This is a genomic window from Duffyella gerundensis, assembly GCF_001517405.1.
In the GTDB taxonomy this organism is placed as follows: domain Bacteria; phylum Pseudomonadota; class Gammaproteobacteria; order Enterobacterales; family Enterobacteriaceae; genus Duffyella; species Duffyella gerundensis.
Genome location: NZ_LN907827.1, coordinates 2,300,951 through 2,319,457, shown reverse-complemented (window position 1 = coordinate 2,319,457; position 18,507 = coordinate 2,300,951). Strand labels below are relative to the sequence as shown.

Below are 18,507 nucleotides of genomic sequence, written 5' to 3'. Positions count from 1 at the left end.
CGGACTATTCCCTGTTTGTGACCTGAATAGCCGGAGTCTGTGCAATGAATAACGGTAAAACAGAAGAGATTCTGTGGATTAATACGCTTAAAGGCGCCTGTATATTATTAGTGGTGCTTTATCATGTGGTCTTGCCCGGCTTTGCCGGTACGCTGAAATCGCTTAGCGCGGGTAGCCTGCCAGCCGAGCTGTGGGTCACGTTCAACACTGTGCTGTCGCCGCTGCGCATGCCTGCCTTCTTCTTTGTTTCCGGCCTGCTGGCGGCAAACGGCATCGTCAACCGTCCTTGGAAAAATGTCTTTACCAGCCGTATTACCAATCTGTTCTATCTCTATATTTTATGGAGCTTTATTCAGTGGATGTCGATATACGGCATTTCTACAGAAATAACCGGCCAGCGTATTTCTCAGAACCTTAATGCTTCTTATGCCGGTTCGCTGCTTGAGTTTATTAAACTCACCTTTTTAGCCATGACTACCTCCTGGTATTTATATGGTTTAGCGCTTTATTTCCTCGTGGCCAAGATTTTCCGTCGCCAACCGTTAATATTACTCTTGCTTGCGGTGGCACTTAATTACCTGTCGGTAGAGCGGGTTATTCCTTTCTGGGGGCCGCAGAGCGTCGGACAATATTTTGTCTACTTCCTGCTGGGCGCCTACTGGAGCAACACCATGCTGAAACTCAGCGAATGGCGACGTGAGAATATCGTGCCCTGGGCCGCGCTGGCGGTGTTAGCCGGTGTTCACATGCTGTTCGGCCTGGATAAGAGTTTGTTTATGTGCGTGTTGACCATTCTGGCTAGCGTGGCGCTGTGCCGCTATCTTAACGCCCGCTTTAACATGTCGGCCCTCAACTGGGTCGGCAAAAATACGCTGCAGATCTACGTTATCCACCGCATCTTTATCGAGTTTTTTGGCATGTCGGCGATCCTGTTCGCTCAGCGCCACGGGTTGTTCGAGATACCGCTGTTCGCCTTCCTGTGGGCCAGTCTCTATCCGTTGCTGATGGTGGTGCTCTGCGTAGTCTGTTCGGTGGGCGTCTGGACGCTGACTAACCGCGGACTGGGGAAATCGTTGTTTATATTCCCGACGCTGATTGGCATAAAGAAGAAAGCCTAAGGGGAGGGGGGAATGCCCGGAAGCGGGCGGGCTTTGCCTTGCAGGCGGCTTTAAGGTCAACGTCTTTAAGGTCAACGGCCATTTCGTTCTGCCTGAAGGCAGGCCGCCTTTTAAGGGCCAGGTCAAAGGCCATTTCGTTCTGCCTGAAGGCAGCCCGAGCAGGGCCGGCAGTCGCCCCGGCCCTGCACCCGCGCTATCCGGCAAACACAACCGCCCGCTGCGCGGGTGCCCTCGGCAAAAGCGTTTTCCTGACGGACCCGGCGCGATTCGCTCCCGGCTCAACGCGCCTTCTCGCCGCATCCCTGCGGCTCGTCCTGGAAAACACTTTTCCCTCGGCGTTTGTGATGCCTCCTCAAGGTCAAAACCCAGGTCAAAATCGAAAAGATAAAAGATGAAATTCTAAATAAAACCTAAAACTCCAACCCTACAATTCAAAGCTCAAAGCTCAAAGCTCAAAGCTCAAAGCTCAAAGCTCAAAGCTCAAAGCTCGAAATTCAGAACCCAGAATCCAGAACCCAGAACCCAGAACCCAGAACCCAGAATCCATGCTCCTTAATCTGATATCTGAAACTAAAAATTGAAGTGCCTTTGCCTTTGCCTTTGCCTTTGCCTTTGCCTTTGCCTTTGTTGGTTTTGGCTTAGATGTTTGGGTTTTGACGTGGGTTTTGACTTGGGTGTTGACCTTGAGGAGGCATCACCACCGCTGAGGAGGTGAACATTTCAGGATGTCCCGCCATGGATGGCGGTACAAGGGAGCGTTGAGCTTGGAGCGAATCGCGAGCGGTCCGTGAAGAAATGTGAGCCGACGAAGGTACCCGCCTGCGGCGGGCGGTTGTGTTTGCCGGATAGCCGGGGTGCAGGGGCGGGGCGCATGCCGCCCCTGCTCGGGCGGCCCGAAGGGCAGAACGAAATGGACGTTGACCTTAAAGACGTTGACCTTAAAGACGTTGACCTTAAAGACGTTGACCCTGGAAGCCCGCCTGCAAGGCAGACCGAAATGGCCGTTGACCTTAAAGCCGCCTGCAAGGCAAAGCCCGCCCGCCTCCGGGCGTCCCCGCCGCCATCACCTCACCCGATGGTCATCAGGCTGGCATTGCCACCTGCGGCCGCAGTATTCACGCTCAGTGAACGCTCGATCAGCAGTCGCTCCAACAGCAGATTGGTTTCGCCGCGGGCGAAGCCCTGCACCGACACAATCGGGCCTTCGCGGGTAGCGATCTGCTCGCACAACGCACGCAGCTGATCGGCATCGCCGTGATAGATCACCGCGTCGTACTCGGCGCCTGACGGATCCTTGCTGAAGTCGATGCGCGCCTGAACCGGCTGCGGCAGCGAGCGGGCCAGCGTGCGGTGCAGTTCATCATCCTGCCACAGCACACGGCTGCCTACGCTGGTCACCGCCGCCAGCTGCACCAGCGCATCATCCTGATTGTCGCTGATGCACAACACGCGATCGCGTGGCAGCAGGGCAAAAGTATTTCGCTCACCGGTTGGGCCAGGCAGAATGCGCACCGTGCCGCCCTGCGCCAGATCGCCGTAGCGCTGGCAGAGTGCCGCAAAGTCAGGCTTGTCTTTAGCCCATGCCAGCAGCGCCTGATGTGCCTGCTGCAACATTGGCCGCAGCGTGGCATCCACCGGACGCTCATAGTCGTGGCGATCCAGCGTGCTGCGCAACGCGCCATCCGGACGATGAGACAGCAGGCGATAGAGATAGAGTGGACCGCCCGCTTTCGGGCCGGTGCCCGACAGGCCTTCGCCGCCAAACGGCTGCACGCCGACCACCGCGCCAACCATATTACGGTTCACGTAGAGGTTGCCGACGCGCGCCCGCTGCGTCACCTGGCCGATCGTTTCATCGATACGGGTGTGCACGCCCAGCGTCAGGCCATAGCCGGAGTTGTTGATCTGCTCAACCAGCTTCGGCAGCGCGGTGCGGGTAAAACGCACTACGTGCAGCACTGGCCCGAAAATCTCTTTATCGAGATCGTCAACGCTGTTCAGCTCAATCAGGGTTGGCTTGATGTAGGTGCCGTGTGGCCATACCGCGCTGTCCTGGGCATTTTCATTCACCGCCTGATAGACGGTTAGCCCTTTGGCGCGCATCGCCTGAATATGACGCTCGATATTTTCCTTCGCTTCCTGATCGATCACCGGGCCGACGTCGGTCGCCAGACATTCCGGGTTGCCCATACGGCATTCAGCCATGGCACCGCGCAGCATTTTTAGCGTGTGGTCAGCAACATCTTCCTGCACGCACAGCAGACGCAGTGCGGAGCAGCGCTGTCCGGCGCTGTCAAAAGCGGAGGCCACGATGTCCACTACCACCTGCTCGGTCAGCGCCGAGGAGTCGACGATCATGGCGTTCATGCCGCCGGTCTCAGCCACCAGTGGCGTCGGGCGACCCTGCGGATCGAGGCGGCCAGCAATGTTGCGTTGCAGCAGCGTGGCGACGGCGGTTGAGCCAGTAAACATCACGCCGCGAACGCGATCGTCGCCGGTGAGCTGTGCGCCGACGGTTTCACCGCGTCCTGGCAGCAGCTGAATCGCGCCTAACGGCACGCCAGCATCCAGCAGGATCTGTACCGCCTGTGCGGCGATCAGTGGCGTCTGTTCAGCCGGTTTCGCCAGCACGCTGTTACCGGCGGCAAGCGCGGCGGCAATCTGGCCGGTGAAAATCGCCAGCGGGAAGTTCCAAGGGCTGATGCAGACCACCGGGCCAAGCGGGCGATGGGTTTCATTATCGAAATCGTCGCGTACCTGACCGGCGTAATAGTGCAGGAAGTCCACCGCTTCGCGCACTTCTGCGATGGCGTTGTTAAAGGTTTTGCCCGCTTCACGCACCAGAATGCCGATCAGCTGCTGGATTTGGCCTTCCATCATCACCGCGGCACGGCTGAGGATCGCCGCACGTTCGGCTGGCGGCGTGGCGAACCAGATCGCACCGGCGTTGGCAGCGGCATCCAGCGCCTGCGAGACCTCTTCCGGCGTCGCTTCGCGCACCTGACCAACGATATCGTTGAGTTCGGCCGGATTGCGTACCGGCTGGGTGTCGCCCACGGCCAGTTCACCATCAATCATCGGCTGTGCCAGCCACTGCTGCGAGGCGCTGTTGAGCAGCGCGCTGGAGAGCGAGGCGAGGCGATGTTCGTTGGCTAAATCGATACCGGCAGAGTTAACCCGCGTGCTGCCATAGAGATCGCGCGGCAGCGGAATTTTTGGATGCGGCAGACCAACCGCGCCTTCGCTGGCGGCCATTTTTTCCACCGCAACAACCGGGTCGGCTACCAGTTCATCCAGCGGCAGCGAAGTATCAGCGATGCGGTTAACAAATGAGGTATTGGCGCCGTTTTCCAGCAGGCGACGTACCAGATAAGCCAGCAGCGTTTCGTGCGTACCCACCGGGGCATAGATGCGACACGGGCGATTCAGCTTGCCGTCGGCAATTTTGCCCACCACCTGTTCGTACAGCGGCTCGCCCATGCCGTGCAGGCACTGGAACTCATACTGGCCGGGATAATAGTTGTTGCCCGCCATCTGATAAATGGCCGCCAGCGTGTGCGCATTGTGGGTGGCAAACTGCGGATAGATCAGGTTTGGCACCGCCAGCAGCTTGCGCGCGCAGGCGAGGAACGAAATATCGGTGTACACCTTGCGCGTATAAACCGGATAGCCTTCAAGGCCTTCCATCTGCGCACGTTTGATCTCGCTGTCCCAGTAGGCGCCTTTCACCAGACGAATCATCAGGCGGCGACGGCTGCGCTGTGCCAGATCGGCCAGATAGTCGATCACCATCGGGCAGCGTTTTTGGTAGGCCTGAATCACAAAGCCGATGCCGTTCCAGCCTTCCAGCTCCGGCTCAAAGCAGAGTTTTTCCAGCAGGTCGAGCGACAGCTCAAGGCGATCCGCCTCTTCGGCGTCAATATTGATGCCGACATCATAGGAGCGCGCCAGCAGGGTCAGCGACTTCAGCGTCGGGTAAAGCTCGTCCATCACGCGATCGTACTGCGCACGGCTGTAGCGCGGATGCAGCGCCGACAGCTTGATCGAAATGCCCGGACCTTCATAGATGCCACGGCCGTTAGACGCTTTGCCGATGGCGTGAATCGCTTGCTGGTAAGAGACCAGGTAAGCCTTAGCATCGCTGGCGGTCAGTGCCGCTTCGCCCAGCATGTCGTAGGAGTAACGGAAGCCTTTCTCTTCCAGCTTGCGCGCGTTGGCCAGCGCTTCAGCGATGGTTTCACCGGTGACGAACTGCTCGCCCATCAGACGCATCGCCATATCCACGCCTTTGCGGATCAGCGGTTCGCCGCTGCGGCCAATAATGCGGTTCAGCGAATGGGAGAGGTTGGCTTCGTTGTGCGTGGAGACCAGACGACCGGTAAACAGCAGGCCCCAGGTCGCGGCGTTAACAAACATTGACGGGCTGCGGCCAAGGTGCGACTGCCAGTTGCCGTTGCTGATTTTGTCGCGAATCAGCGCGTCGCGCGTGGGCTTATCGGGAATACGCAGCAGCGCTTCGGCCAGGCACATCAACGCCACGCCTTCCTGCGAGGAGAGGGAGAATTCCTGCAGCAGGCTTTGCACCATGCCAGCGCGTCCGGTTGCACCTTTCTGGTGCCGCAGCTTCTCTGCGAGCTGATACGCCAGCTGATGGGTTTTCTCCGCCAGCGGCTGCGGCAGGCGTGCCTGCTCCAGCATCATGGGCACTGCTTCCGTCTCCGGGCGACGCCACGCTGAGGTGATCGCCGCGCGCGTTACGGTCTGCGGCAGAATATGCTCGGCAAAGTTTAGGAACGGCTGATAAGGCTCGTCAGGCAACGCCTCTTCACCTTCTGGCTGGCTGGCCGCCAGGGGAAACTCAGTCAGGCTTTCTCCCGCTTCAACCTGCGTTAAGTAGTTGAAAATTGCCTGTTTGATCAGCCAGTGCGGCGTACGGTCAATTCTCTGTGCGGCGAGTTTAATGCGGTCGCGCGTTGCCTCATCCAGTTTCACACCCATGGTGGTTGTCGCCATGCCTGACATACTCCTAAAAAAATGTAGAACGACCCGGTTGGTCTGCAATATCACCCATGTTGCAACTTTGTGCAACCTCGTAACTGTGAGCCGCTTAACACTGTGACAAGAGCCGGTTTTTTTGGCCCGGAATAAAGCGGCATGGATATTGCTGCAAGATTCTCGCCAGCTTTGCAGGTGGCGTGAAACAAGGCTTTGTCTGGTTTGCGCTGGTGCAACCGAAGAAGTGTGAACCAGTGCAACCTCTGAGCATTTTTTGCCAAAAGAGCGTGTAACCGTTGTAACAGGTGTGTTAAATCCATTGTGCGCCTGACTGCTTTACGGCAGGATACCGCGCCCTGGGAAACAGAGGTTTACGCCGCTCCGTTCCGGCGGCGATACAGGAAAGCATCCCTGATCAGAAATTTAAAAAAATAAGTGGAGAACCTGATGAATGTAAGTACACCCATGTTGGTGACCTTTTTCGTTTACATCGGCGGTATGCTGCTGATCGGTTTTATGGCGTGGCGATCAACCAAAAACTTTGACGACTATATTCTTGGCGGCCGTAGCCTCGGCAGCGTGGTGACCGCGCTCTCGGCGGGCGCCTCCGATATGAGCGGCTGGTTGCTGATGGGTTTACCCGGCGCCATCTTTCTCTCCGGTATTTCGGAAAGCTGGATCGCCATCGGTCTGACCATCGGTGCCTGGCTGAACTGGAAAATCGTGGCGGGTCGCCTGCGCGTGCAGACGGAATATCACGATAATGCGCTGACCCTGCCGGACTTCTTCTCCAGCCGGTTTGAGGACAAAAGCAAAATCCTGCGCGTGATCTCCGCCATCGTGATTCTGGTGTTCTTCACTATCTATTGTGCTTCCGGCATCGTTGCCGGCGCGCGCCTGTTTGAAAGCACCTTCAGCATGAGCTACGAAACGGCGCTGTGGGCCGGTGCGTTGGCAACTATCGCCTATACCTTCCTTGGCGGCTTCCTCGCGGTAAGCTGGACCGATACCGTGCAGGCCAGCCTGATGATTTTTGCGCTGATCCTGACGCCGGTTATCGTCATCATGGCGGTCGGTGGGCTGAGCGATTCGCTGGCGGTCATTGAAGCGAAGAGCGTTGAAAACCTCGACATGTTCAAAGGCATGAACTTTGTGGCCGTGGTCTCGCTGCTCGGCTGGGGCCTGGGTTATTTTGGCCAGCCGCATATTCTGGCACGCTTTATGGCTGCCGATTCGCACCGTTCAATTCGTACTGCCCGTCGCATCGGTATGGCGTGGATGGTGCTGTGTCTGGCTGGTGCGGTGGCGGTGGGCTTCTTCGGCATCGCGTACTTCCAGAACCATCCTGAGCACGCCGCGGGCGTGAGCGAGAACGGCGAACGTATCTTTATCGAGCTGGCACGTATCCTGTTCAACCCGTGGATCGCCGGTATCCTGCTCTCCGCTATTCTTGCGGCGGTGATGTCGACGCTGAGCTGCCAGCTGCTGGTCTGTTCCAGCGCGCTGACCGAAGATCTCTACAAAGGTTTCCTGCGTAAAAATGCCAGCCAGAAAGAGCTGGTGTGGGTGGGCCGTTTCATGGTGCTGCTGGTGGCGCTGATCGCTATCGCGCTGGCTTCCGATCCCAATAACCGCGTGCTGGGTCTGGTGAGCTACGCCTGGGCAGGTTTCGGTGCGGCATTCGGACCTGTCGTACTGTTTGGCGTCTGCTGGCAGCGCATGACGCGCAACGGTGCGCTGGCAGGCATGATTGTCGGTGCGGTAACCGTGGTGGTGTGGAAGCACTTCAGCCTGTTTGATCTCTACGAAATCATTCCTGGCTTTATCTTCGCCAGCGTCGCCATCGTGCTGTTCAGCCTGCTGGATCGCGCGCCATCGGCCGCCGCACAGCAGCGTTTTGCCGCCGCTGAAGCGGAGTTCAACACCAAGTAATCGCTTTTCGGCCCGCGTTCTGCGGGCCGTTTTCCTTTCCATTTCCTCTCCGCCGACGCAAAAGTGAAATAATCACGCTGTGCACGCTTGTATTTTCTTTTTTGGTAATGATAATCGGTATCGTTTCGATTAAGATTTTACGGTTCTTTACGGTATTTGACCGTGCATAACGTTTAAGGTGTCTGCCCATGTTCGTTCCATTTCTGATCATGCTGCGCGAAGGGCTCGAAGCCGCGCTGATCGTGAGTCTGATCGCCAGTTACCTCAAACGTACCGGTCGCACACGCTGGTTTCCGGCGATGTGGGCCGGCGTCTTGATTGCCATGCTGCTTTGTCTGGCACTGGGCATCTTCATCAATGAAACCAGCGGTGAGTTTCCTCAAAAACAGCAGGAGCTGTTTGAAGGCATCGTTGCGGCGATTGCGGTGGTTATCCTGACGTCGATGGTGTTCTGGATGCGCCGCGTCGCGCGCAGCATCAAAACCGAGCTGGAGCAGGCGGTTGACCAGGCCTTGAACAAAGGCGGCGGCGGCTTCGCACTGGTGCTGATGGTGTTTCTCGCCGTGGCGCGGGAAGGCCTGGAATCGGTGTTTTTCCTGCTGGCAGCGTTCACCCAGGATGTTGGCTATGCGCCGCCGCTGGGCGCGGTGCTGGGTCTGCTGTGTGCCGCGCTGCTGGGTGGCTTGCTCTACTGGGGCGGCGTGCGCCTTAACCTGCAACGGTTCTTCTTCTGGACCAGCTTATTCATTCTGTTTGTTGCCGCCGGGCTGGCCGCGGGTGCTATTCGTGCCTTCCATGAAGCGGGCCTGTGGAACCACTGGCAAAACGTCGCTTTTGACTTCAGCCAGACGCTCTCCACCCACAGCCTGTTTGGCACGCTGCTGGAAGGATTGCTCGGCTATCAGGAAGCGCCAACGGTCAGTGAAGTGGCGGTGTGGCTGATTTACCTGATTCCGGCGCTGTTGCTGTTCTTTATGCCTGCGCGGCTCGCTCCGGCGACCACGCGCGTTGCCCGTTAGTGTTTTTTTATTTTTTTACAGGGAAATACCATGACTTACCGCACACGTAAAACGCTGCTGGCCTCGCTGCTGGCGCTCTCCGCCACGGCGGGCGCGGCTGATATTCCACAGGTTAAGATCAGCGTCACCGACACGCAATGCGAACCGATGGCGGTCACGGTCAACGCCGGGAAAACCCAGTTCATCATTAAAAATAACAGCCAGAAGGCGCTGGAGTGGGAAATCCTCAAAGGCGTAATGGTGGTGGAAGAGCGCGAAAATATCGCGCCGGGCTTTACGCAGAAGCTTACCGCCAACCTGGAAGCGGGCGACTATGAGATGACCTGCGGCCTGTTAAGCAACCCAAAAGGTAAGCTGACGGTGACCGCCGGCGGCGCGACGAAAGCCGCCAGCGGCAAACCAGATGTGATGCAGCTCGCCCAGCCGATTACCGACTATAAAGCCTACGTGATGCAGGAAGTGGCACAGCTGGTCAGCACCACTAAAGCCTTCACCGACGCGGTGAAAGCGGGCGACATCAACAAAGCCAAAGCGCTCTATGCACCTGCACGTCAGCACTATGAGCGGATTGAGCCGATTGCCGAACTGTTCTCCGATCTCGACGGCAGCATTGATGCCCGTGAAGACGATTACGAGAAAAAAGCCGCTGACCCGAAATTCACCGGCTTCCACCGGCTGGAAAAAGCGCTGTTTGCCGACGGCAACAACGCGGGCATGAGCAGCTATGCTGACCGCCTCTATAAAGATACGCAGGATCTGCAGCAGCGCATCAGCCAGCTGGCGTTCCCACCGGCGAAAGTCGTGGGCGGGGCCGCCGGGCTGATCGAAGAAGTGGCCTCCAGTAAGATTTCCGGTGAAGAAGATCGCTACAGCCGTACCGACCTGTGGGATTTCCAGGCTAATGTCGATGGTGCGCAGAAGATTGTTAGCCTGCTGCGTCCGATGCTGCAACAGGCCAATCCCCAGCTGCTGGCGAAAATCGACGGCAACTTCAAAAAAGTCGATACCATTCTGGCGAAGTACCGCACCGCCGAGGGTTTTGAATCCTATGAAAAGCTGACGACTGCCGATCGCAACGCCATGAAAGGGCCGATTACCGCGCTGGCGGAAGATTTGGCACTGCTGCGTGGCACGCTGGGCCTGGATTAAATCATGAGTAAGAAACCCGCCGCCGTGCAACCTGCGCGTCGGCAACTGTTGAAACAACTCGGCCTGCTCGGTGGCGCCACGGCGCTGGCGGGTGGCTGTCCGTTTAGCGGCAGGGCAGCGGAACCGCAGCAGGCGTTTTCGCCGGGCACGGTTTCACCCAACGCACGCATGCAGGTGCAATCTTTCTACGGTGAGCATCAGGCCGGGATCACCACACCGCAACAGGCGGCGATGATGCTGGTGGCGTTTGACGTGCTGGCCAGCGATCGCGCCGACTTACAGCGGCTGTTCCAGCTGTTGACGGCGCGCATCGCCTTTTTGACTACCGGCGGCAGCGCGCCTGAAGTGGCCAATCCACAGCTACCACCGATGGATTCCGGTATTCTCGGCGCGCAGATTTATCCTGACAATCTCACCATCACCGTGTCGCTGGGCCATGCGCTGTTTGATGAGCGTTTTGGCCTGCAGGCGCAGATGCCGCGCAGGCTGCAAACCATGACGCGTTTTCCCAACGATGCGCTGGATGCCAGCCAGTGTCATGGCGATATGCTGCTGCAAATCTGCGCCAACACCAACGATACGGTGATCCATGCGCTGCGCGATATCATCAAGCACACGCCGGATCTGCTGAGCGTGCGCTGGCGACGTGAAGGCTTTATCTCCGATCACGCCGCGCGCAGCAACGGCAGCGAAACGCCAATCAATCTGCTGGGCTTCAAGGATGGTACCGCCAATCCCGATACCCATAATCAGGCGCTGATGGATCATATTCTGTGGGTGACGCAGGAGCAGGATGAGCCCGTCTGGGCGCGCGGTGGCAGCTATCAGGCGATACGCATTATCCAGTTTCATGTTGAGTTCTGGGATCGTACGCCGCTGGGCGAGCAGCAAACGATTTTTGGCCGTGACAAGCGCTCAGGCGCGCCACTGGGTATGCAGAATGAGCACGATGTGCCCGATTATGGCAAGGATCCGGATGGCGACGTGATCGCGCTGGATGCGCACATTCGCCTGGCCAACCCGCGCACGCCAGAGACGCAGCCGAACCTGATGCTGCGCCGTGGTTACAGCTATTCGCAGGGCGTGTCGGCGGCCGGACAGCTGGAGATGGGGCTGCTGTTTGTCTGCTATCAGCATGATCTGGAGAAGGGATTTCTCACCGTGCAGCGACGGTTAAATGGCGAAGCGCTGGAAGAGTATATTCGGCCCATTGGCGGCGGCTACTTTTTTGCCTTGCCTGGCGTAGCCGACGCGCGGCATTATCTGGCACAAGGGCTGCTGGAAGCCTGAACATCATCCTTTACCCGCCGTTTTCGCCCGGAAAGCGGCGGGTTTTTTTGTCTAATCGGCTGTTTTTTATTCACTAAATCCGCAGTGAGATTTTTCTGTTTTCCACTCTTTTTTCTTCCCACCTAAAGCTGTTGAATTAGCAGGCTAATTTATCTTAAGTGCTGTTTTCCCTGCGCCATACCGCACGCTGTTTTAAAATTTATTCTAGAATTGATATTGCAATCCCTCGGGGAAATAGTGCAATTTACGTTTGTAGCGGTTGTCGGTTGTGTTTCTGTATCACTATGGAGATCGCGAATGGATAAGTCCTTTTCAGGACAAGCTGTCACTACCCTAAAAAGATGCTCCATCCGGAGGACAACGTTTCCTCTCCGATTTCTCGCTTCGCTTTTTTCATTCCACCTTCACTCACATTCAACCTTCTCTTCTGGTAGGCGCGTTGACGCATACTTTTTTTCAGCGGCTGTACAGGGCTTAAAAGGAAGCCAAACTTCAAAAGCGTTCACGTAATCGCATCATGCGTTGATGCGGGAAATGAAACCACATGAAAGGTGCCACTATGGGAAGACAGAAAGCAGTGATCAAAGCGCGTCGTGAAGCAAGACGTGTTCTTCGCAGTGATTCACGCAGCCATCGTCAGCGTGAAGAAGAATCGGTCACCACGCTGGTGCATATGGGCGGACTGGACTCCATCGGCATGGCGCGCGATAACCGCGACCACTCGCCAATTGAAGCTCGCAATGACGCTCAGGCGCACTATCTCAACGCCATAGAAACGAAAAAGCTGATCTTTGCTACCGGTGAAGCCGGCTGCGGCAAGACCTGGATCAGCGCCGCGAAAGCGGCAGAAGCGCTGATCCACAAGGATGTAGAGAGGATTATCGTTACACGTCCGGTGCTGCAGGCGGATGAGGATCTGGGCTTTTTGCCCGGTGATATCTCAGAAAAGTTTGCTCCCTATTTTCGGCCGGTTTACGACGTTCTGGTTAAACGTCTTGGTGCTTCCTTTATGCAATATTGCCTGCGTCCTGAAATTGGCAAGGTGGAGATCGCCCCCTTTGCCTATATGCGCGGACGCACCTTTGAGAATGCCGTTGTGATTCTGGACGAGGCGCAAAACGTCACCGCCTCACAGATGAAGATGTTTCTGACGCGCCTGGGTGAAAACGTGACGGTTATCGTCAACGGCGATATCACCCAGTGCGACTTACCGGCTCATGTTCCTTCCGGCCTCGCCGATGCGCTGGCGCGCTTTGAGGAAGATGAAATGGTGAGCATTGTGCGCTTTGGCAAAGATGACTGTGTGCGCTCCGCACTTTGCCAACGAACGCTGCTCGCCTACGGCTAACCCGCATTACCGCAACGATAAAACCCGGCTCAGGCCGGGTTTTTTTGTGGGGCAGGGAAGGCAACAGGCAATAAAAAACCCCGCCAGTGCGAGGTTGGTATTTATCTAAAGCGCTACTGCAATGTAAAATGCCATGAGCCAATCGGGCTTCTGGTGAGCACCATGATTTTTTCTTCGCCCTCAATCACGACATAAAACTGATCTTTTACTTTGAGTCGCCTGGGAAAATCTTCATTTTCTTCATAGCGGACGGTTATTTTATTTCCAACAACCTGTGCCTCAGCTTTTTTATCATATTGAGGCAGATATATTGTTTTCTTCACGTTTTATCCTCCTTCTGATAACGCGGGCTTCTCCCGTAGATAGAGTATATTACTCGCTGCTTAGTTCGCCACACGCAGCATTGCTGTTGGTCGCCGTCGTTTAGTTAACGGCGGCTTACTTTAGTTATATGCGTCGCTCTCTGGATAAGCCATGCTAACTTATTAAAATGATAAAAATAAAAGCTATCAGATTTCCTGAACCATTGTGGCATGTCAGAAGAGTCGCCCTCGATGGATGACTTATTGAAGCATGGCTTTCACTCATCAACTCTGGCAATTCTAATCTGGTAGGGTTCTGAACTGTCTACTCTGTATCCCATTCCGGTACGCCCTTCGACCCGATATTTTACGGCGACACCGTTGTCATCGTTGCGTTTAATAATCTCCCCAAGCCGAGGGATTTTAGCGAATTCTTCATCGTGAGTGAGTCCGGTATCCTTATAATGCACCTGCAAAACTATTTTGCTCATCTCTCTTTTCTCTTCTGATAAACCAGGTTGCATAACCGACTTCACCTCAATCGATAGCCGAAGAGAAAAGCCTTTACCTGAAGGTCGACTTCGGTGCATTGAAACGGGGTGACGCGACGGCGATGAAATATTGTCGACTTTACTGTCTCATATACCATCCGTTTGGGATATAGCATGAATGGATAACGTGATAAGGCGTACAATATCGATGCGCTTTATTAACGCTGGGCATACAAAAAGCGCGTCGTTACTCCGTGGTTATTTGCTGACACTCGCTTATAGAATTTTAGCCTGTACTGACAATATACATTCTGCTCAGCGGATGGCTTCATCATCACTTCATGCGCCATTAATAGCTGATTTCGCATGTTACTGAGCCGGGCGCTGGGCTTTGATCGCTGCCTGCTTTTAAGAAGCGATTCGCTGCTGTGATACGGCGCGCTGGCACCTGCTCAGATTTTTCCACCGGCACCACTAGCTCGCGGGTTGCAGTCATGGCAATCGCCTTAAAGTGGACGAAAAACAGACCGCACAATAGCGGGCGAAACAAGGTGGAAATTTACGCAAAATAATGTGTAAAAATTGATGGTTTTTTGCTTATTACGTGATTGTTGGCTTTTATTCGGCATAAATTGGATATAAAGCTATGTAATACCCCCTCAACCTGTCAGGCTGATTTTTTAGTGATGCTTAAGTCAAACTTAAGCAGGAGGCGATATGTGCCGCATAAAATTCATCTGCCGGGAATGCGGAGGAAGGAAATTTATCTTCACAACAAAAAATAAAAACAAGAGAACTACGCATGGCGCGGTTTGCGCGCGTTGTGGAAGTCCTTTGACGAGTAAGTCACTTTATCCCTGCCTCATTCTGATAACCAAAAAAGTGGATTAAATTTCATCCTTACGGGCATGGTATAACGGCATGACTTCATCCAGCTGGCTGCTGATGCGCGTTCAATTTCTGCCACCCGTACCTTTAATCAACCACCCGTTTCTTCTGTGATAAAACGCGCTTGCAGCTTTGCCTGCTGCTTTTTGTCGGATGCCAAAAAGCTGCGATTAGGCAGCATAGTGAGTCTGAGTAAATTTATCGCGCATTATTTGAGCAGTAGTCCGTAGTTAAGTAAACTTAAACTGCGTTGACTATCCGGTGACTCACATGGCAAGTTTCAACATTTCAATCGAATTGCGTGGCGAAATTGATGTCGCTGGCGACTACAGACGCCTTAGAGAGGCAATGAATGAAAACGGATTCAGGCACAGTATCAGCGCTAAATCTGGCGCTAAATTCAGGCTGCCTCGAGACGAATTTACTTTTTCAGGATATCTCTCACGTAATGGAGTGCTGGATAATGTTTATCTGCTCGTTTCAAATTTCATTCCGGTACCAGGAATAATGGTTACCGAATCCGCGGGCAGAGTGTGGCGAGGCCTGAAAGAAATCGATCTGTCATGATTTTTTTTGATAAAAACTGTTTATTTTTATGATGAAACAAAACGATCAAATTCTTTTAATTAAAAATTAACCCCTTATCAGCGCCCAAATTATGCTTAAGTACACCCCTCTCAAGCTGAGATGCTGCCATGGCAAGTTTTACTGTTTCTGTAGAGCTTCGGAATGCTACGCAAACTACCCAGAGAAAACTGAGAATCAGTATGGCGGCAAATGGTTTCAGGCATAGCGCCAGATGTGATGCTGGCGCTACTTATCAGCTTCCTCGTGATGAGTATGTTTGTATCAGTTTTTCAACCCGGTATGAACTGCTCGCCAAGGTCTTTAATCTTGTCTCAGCGTGCTCGGCTAACCCCGCGATTCTTATTACTGAGTCTGTGGGAAGGGCGGGGATGGGATTAGATGAGGTCATTATCCCTTAACTTATCGAAGCGTTAATCTGCGCTACCCAGGGTGTCATTGTTTGTTTTAACACCCTATGCGCGCATAACAGCGGATGAAACTCATCTCAACAGCAGGTATCTGAGGTAAATACTCGCCGCATAATGGCGTAACTTTTACCTCTGGTAAGCAGGCGTATCATTTTTAATTTATTCATCTTGTTACTGCTGTGGGATCAGCAGATCATATGATTACCTGAGTTGAACGCGGCAATCCCCATGTTAATCAGCACTGAGAATCTACGTAGCAATGCTGCGGATACAAAACTTGCTTGTACGCTTGCTGCTGTTGCTGGCGCTCTGAACACAGCAGCATTTGAAGTCGTGGGTTTTTTCTCTGCCAACATGACCGGTAACGTCTCTTCACTCTCTGATCATCTTGCTAAAGCTAATCTGGTGCCAGGCCTCTTTTTTCTTGAGATTGTCTGTATTTTCATCGCCGGTTCGGCGTTCTCCACCCTGCTGATAAATGCTGGCCGCAGGAAGAACATGCGGGCGGTTTACGCCTTCAATATCATCATCGAAGGAATCGGCCTGGTTTTACTGGGCGCGGTTGAAATTTGGCTGAACCCGCTTTCTCACGGCGTCATGCTGATCCTGAGTCTGAGTTTCCTGATGGGTCTTCAGAATGCCGTGGTAACCCGGATATCCAATGCACGCGTCAGAACGACGCACATATCAGGGACGTCGACGGATATCGGTATAGAGTTGGCCATGTTGTTTGATGTGGTGAGACGGAAGGAATCCCCAAAAGATGCCCCAGTTTATCTTGAAAGATTAAGGCTACATTTCTCTACGTTAATGTCATTTCTGACGGGTGGCGTGGCAGGTATATGGCTTTTTCATTTGCTTGGATATGGCTTTCTAATCTGCATAGGCATAAGTGTCATCATGCTGGCACTACATAACATGGTGCATAAACAGCAGGATTTATAAGAAATATGAGCAGTTATCACTGATGAATAAGCGATCTCACTTGGGGGCGCATCAGCGGGCTGTTAACTTCTGAGCTGACTCGCTAACAAGCGTAAGACGACATCACTACCAAAGCGAACAGTTACTCTGTCCGATGATATCACCTGTACGAAATCTGTTTGCCAGACATTAAGCTAACTTTTAATAAGCAGAAAAAAACCATCATCAGAGGCAATGATGGGCAGTAGCGTGGTGATGAAATACGAATTCTGAAAGCGCTCTGTTGCTTGCCATAATTTTGCACTGCGGGTTGCCGAGGCGAGCCTGAATTAATAGCTAAGCTTCTGAAATAGTGGGTTTTCAGCAGAAATAAACAAAAAAGCCTCTGGCGTTAACCAGAGGCTTTTTCTGTACATCAAAAAGGGGCGTACACTTTTTTGTACTTCTTGTGTAGGTTCGTTGTCTTTCTGTAGTCTTTTGGATTCAGTCTACAGGCAGTTTTATCCGCTCAACGGCCTACTAAATTTGGCGGTGAGAGGGGGATTCGAACCCCCGATACGTTGCCGTATACACACTTTCCAGGCGTGCTCCTTCAGCCACTCGGACACCTCACCAAATTTTTCTCGTCATCCCGCAGGGGGGCAACGGGGCGCTACTATAGGGAGTCGCGGGAATTGGGTCAAGCACTATTTTTTCCTGCTGTTTCGTTCGGTTAACTCTCATACAGCGCCTGTTTTTGCGGTCAAAAAATGCGATGGAAGAGGGGAGAAAACCACAGTGAGACAACAGAAAGAAGAAAGGGCGGAAACCGGTTCCGCCCGAGGGATTACGCTTTCACCCGATTCGCAAAGCTCTTACGCAGCTTCTGCAATTTCGGTGGGATTACCGCCATGCAGTAGCCGTTGCGCTGGCCTGCGCCTTCCCAGTAATCCTGATGATAAGCCTCAGCGGGATACCACTCTTTCAGCGGCTCAATGGTGGTGACCACTGGCACATCATGATCCTGCTGGGCGCGGGCGATAGCCGCTTTGGCTTCCGCTTCCTGTTCGGCATTGGCCGGGAAGATGGCGGAGCGATACTGGGTACCAATATCGTTGCCCTGACGGTTCAGCTGGGTGGGATCGTGGGTCACAAAGCTGATATCGAGCAGATCGCCATAGCTGACCTGAGCGGGATCAAAACCGATACGGATCGCTTCGGCATGGCCGGTGGCACCGCTGCATACCTGCTCGTAGGTTGGATTAGGGCGCGCGCCGCCGGTATAGCCGCTCTCCACGCTTTCCACGCCGATAACGTCTTTAAATACCGCTTCGGTACACCAGAAACAGCCGCCAGCGATTACTGCATATTCAATAGCCATTTACTTACTCCTGCTTGGTCTGTCTGTAATCAGTGGAGATCGATACGTTGCTTTTCAAGCCATCGAACTCATATTTCGCGAGCAGCCTGGCGCTAAGTGTAGACAATAACGCCGCGTCAGGCCGCTAACAGCGGGGGCGCGAGCACGCGTTGACAAAAATAGTTGGCGTCTCGCTTGATCAACAGGGCCTTTCGCGATTACTGTATTTATATACAGTTACATCTGAGACCGACACATTATGGATATCTATCGGCCGTCCGGGCTGGATGCGCTCATTCACCTGCCGCTGTTTATGGATCGCGTGCCCTGCGGCTTTCCCAGCCCGGCGCAGGATTATATTGAAGAGCGCCTCGATCTGAACAAGCTCATTATCAAACATCCGGGTGCGACCTACTTCGTTAAGGTCAGTGGCGATTCAATGATCGACGCGGGCATTAACGAAGGCGATCTGCTGGTGGTTGATCGTTCGATGACTGCTGAACATGGCGCAATCATCGTGGCGGCGCTGGACGGCGAATTCACGGTGAAGGAGCTGCGGCTGCGGCCACAGGTGCAACTGGTGCCGCACAACCGCCACTATGCACCGGTGACGCTGCATGGCGAAGCGGAGCTGGAGATATTTGGCGTGGTGACTTTTGTCATCAAGGCGACCTGAAGCGCGAATCTTAAGCTTCTTAAGGTTTTCCTAAACTTGCT

The 18,507-nt window shown here is 54.2% G+C and carries 14 protein-coding genes and 1 tRNA gene; 10 read left to right on the top strand and 5 right to left on the bottom strand.

From position 1 onward, the window contains the following. The first annotated feature begins 44 nt into the window (after positions 1 to 44). Entirely contained in the window at positions 45 to 1,118 is a 1,074-nt protein-coding gene (locus EM595_RS10800; protein ID WP_067431582.1) for an acyltransferase family protein, read from the top strand. A 1,068-nt stretch (positions 1,119 to 2,186) separates the two neighbouring features. Here EM595_RS10800 and putA read toward each other — a convergent pair. Beyond that, on the bottom strand, positions 2,187 to 6,131 hold the full coding sequence (gene putA, locus EM595_RS10795; protein WP_067431579.1) for a trifunctional transcriptional regulator/proline dehydrogenase/L-glutamate gamma-semialdehyde dehydrogenase: 3,945 nt from the start codon (positions 6,129 to 6,131) through the stop codon (positions 2,187 to 2,189). Positions 6,132 to 6,560: 429 nt separating this feature from the next. Between putA and putP the strand changes: the two genes are divergently transcribed. From putP to phoH, 5 genes are all read left to right on the top strand, one after another. After that, on the top strand, positions 6,561 to 8,045 hold the full coding sequence (gene putP, locus EM595_RS10790; RefSeq protein WP_067435400.1) for a sodium/proline symporter PutP: 1,485 nt from the start codon (positions 6,561 to 6,563) through the stop codon (positions 8,043 to 8,045). 188 nt (positions 8,046 to 8,233) lie between these two features. After that, entirely contained in the window at positions 8,234 to 9,064 is an 831-nt protein-coding gene (gene efeU / locus EM595_RS10785; protein ID WP_067431576.1) for an iron uptake transporter permease EfeU, read from the top strand. 30 nt (positions 9,065 to 9,094) lie between these two features. After that, the gene (gene efeO, locus EM595_RS10780) at positions 9,095 to 10,213 is read left to right on the top strand and encodes an iron uptake system protein EfeO (protein ID WP_067431573.1); all 1,119 of its coding nucleotides are present in this window, start codon (positions 9,095 to 9,097) and stop codon (positions 10,211 to 10,213) included. Positions 10,214 to 10,216: 3 nt separating this feature from the next. Then, positions 10,217 to 11,503, top strand: a complete 1,287-nt coding sequence (gene efeB, locus EM595_RS10775) for an iron uptake transporter deferrochelatase/peroxidase subunit (RefSeq protein WP_067431570.1) — start codon at positions 10,217 to 10,219, stop codon at positions 11,501 to 11,503. A gap of 559 nt (positions 11,504 to 12,062) precedes the next feature. Further along, positions 12,063 to 12,851 carry a phosphate starvation-inducible protein PhoH gene (gene phoH, locus EM595_RS10770; RefSeq protein ID WP_067435398.1) on the top strand — a complete coding sequence of 263 codons (789 nt, stop codon included), beginning with the start codon at positions 12,063 to 12,065 and terminating at the stop codon, positions 12,849 to 12,851. 113 nt (positions 12,852 to 12,964) lie between these two features. Here phoH and EM595_RS10765 read toward each other — a convergent pair whose 3' ends face one another. Together EM595_RS10765 and EM595_RS10760 are read right to left on the bottom strand one after the other, a co-directional pair. Continuing rightward, positions 12,965 to 13,174 (bottom strand): hypothetical protein, encoded by a 210-nt coding sequence (locus tag EM595_RS10765; RefSeq protein ID WP_067431567.1) that lies wholly within the window; start codon positions 13,172 to 13,174, stop codon positions 12,965 to 12,967. 257 nt (positions 13,175 to 13,431) lie between these two features. Beyond that, positions 13,432 to 13,677 carry a hypothetical protein gene (locus EM595_RS10760; protein ID WP_067431564.1) on the bottom strand — a complete coding sequence of 82 codons (246 nt, stop codon included), beginning with the start codon at positions 13,675 to 13,677 and terminating at the stop codon, positions 13,432 to 13,434. Between the two features lie 684 nt (positions 13,678 to 14,361). Here EM595_RS10760 and EM595_RS21515 point away from each other — a divergent pair. The 3 genes from EM595_RS21515 (at position 14,362) to EM595_RS10750 (ending at position 16,472) form a co-directional block, all read left to right on the top strand. After that, positions 14,362 to 14,535, top strand: coding sequence for an ECs_2282 family putative zinc-binding protein (locus EM595_RS21515; RefSeq protein ID WP_419190137.1), 174 nt, complete (start codon positions 14,362 to 14,364; stop codon positions 14,533 to 14,535). 267 nt (positions 14,536 to 14,802) lie between these two features. Next, positions 14,803 to 15,099 carry a hypothetical protein gene (locus tag EM595_RS10755; RefSeq protein WP_067431561.1) on the top strand — a complete coding sequence of 99 codons (297 nt, stop codon included), beginning with the start codon at positions 14,803 to 14,805 and terminating at the stop codon, positions 15,097 to 15,099. Between the two features lie 656 nt (positions 15,100 to 15,755). Beyond that, positions 15,756 to 16,472, top strand: a complete 717-nt coding sequence (locus tag EM595_RS10750) for a YoaK family protein (protein WP_067431558.1) — start codon at positions 15,756 to 15,758, stop codon at positions 16,470 to 16,472. Positions 16,473 to 16,977: 505 nt separating this feature from the next. Here EM595_RS10750 and EM595_RS10745 read toward each other — a convergent pair. Further along, positions 16,978 to 17,065 (bottom strand) — tRNA-Ser (locus EM595_RS10745). A 212-nt stretch (positions 17,066 to 17,277) separates the two neighbouring features. Next, the gene (gene msrA, locus EM595_RS10740) at positions 17,278 to 17,811 is read right to left on the bottom strand and encodes a peptide-methionine (S)-S-oxide reductase MsrA (protein ID WP_067431555.1); all 534 of its coding nucleotides are present in this window, start codon (positions 17,809 to 17,811) and stop codon (positions 17,278 to 17,280) included. Between the two features lie 238 nt (positions 17,812 to 18,049). On the opposite strand from msrA, the gene umuD reads away from it, so the two are divergent. Further along, on the top strand, positions 18,050 to 18,466 hold the full coding sequence (gene umuD, locus EM595_RS10735) for a translesion error-prone DNA polymerase V autoproteolytic subunit (RefSeq protein WP_067431552.1): 417 nt from the start codon (positions 18,050 to 18,052) through the stop codon (positions 18,464 to 18,466). The last annotated feature ends 41 nt before the right edge of the window (positions 18,467 to 18,507 follow it).

Coding starts and splice junctions, on each gene's coding strand:
- EM595_RS10800 (WP_067431582.1), top strand. CDS start 45: ATGAATAACGGTAAAACAGAAGAGATTCTGTGGATTAATACGCTTAAA.
- putA (WP_067431579.1), bottom strand. CDS start 6,131: ATGGCGACAACCACCATGGGTGTGAAACTGGATGAGGCAACGCGCGAC.
- putP (WP_067435400.1), top strand. CDS start 6,561: ATGAATGTAAGTACACCCATGTTGGTGACCTTTTTCGTTTACATCGGC.
- efeU (WP_067431576.1), top strand. CDS start 8,234: ATGTTCGTTCCATTTCTGATCATGCTGCGCGAAGGGCTCGAAGCCGCG.
- efeO (WP_067431573.1), top strand. CDS start 9,095: ATGACTTACCGCACACGTAAAACGCTGCTGGCCTCGCTGCTGGCGCTC.
- efeB (WP_067431570.1), top strand. CDS start 10,217: ATGAGTAAGAAACCCGCCGCCGTGCAACCTGCGCGTCGGCAACTGTTG.
- phoH (WP_067435398.1), top strand. CDS start 12,063: ATGGGAAGACAGAAAGCAGTGATCAAAGCGCGTCGTGAAGCAAGACGT.
- EM595_RS10760 (WP_067431564.1), bottom strand. CDS start 13,677: ATGCAACCTGGTTTATCAGAAGAGAAAAGAGAGATGAGCAAAATAGTT.
- EM595_RS21515 (WP_419190137.1), top strand. CDS start 14,362: ATGTGCCGCATAAAATTCATCTGCCGGGAATGCGGAGGAAGGAAATTT.
- EM595_RS10755 (WP_067431561.1), top strand. CDS start 14,803: ATGGCAAGTTTCAACATTTCAATCGAATTGCGTGGCGAAATTGATGTC.
- EM595_RS10750 (WP_067431558.1), top strand. CDS start 15,756: ATGTTAATCAGCACTGAGAATCTACGTAGCAATGCTGCGGATACAAAA.
- msrA (WP_067431555.1), bottom strand. CDS start 17,811: ATGGCTATTGAATATGCAGTAATCGCTGGCGGCTGTTTCTGGTGTACC.
- umuD (WP_067431552.1), top strand. CDS start 18,050: ATGGATATCTATCGGCCGTCCGGGCTGGATGCGCTCATTCACCTGCCG.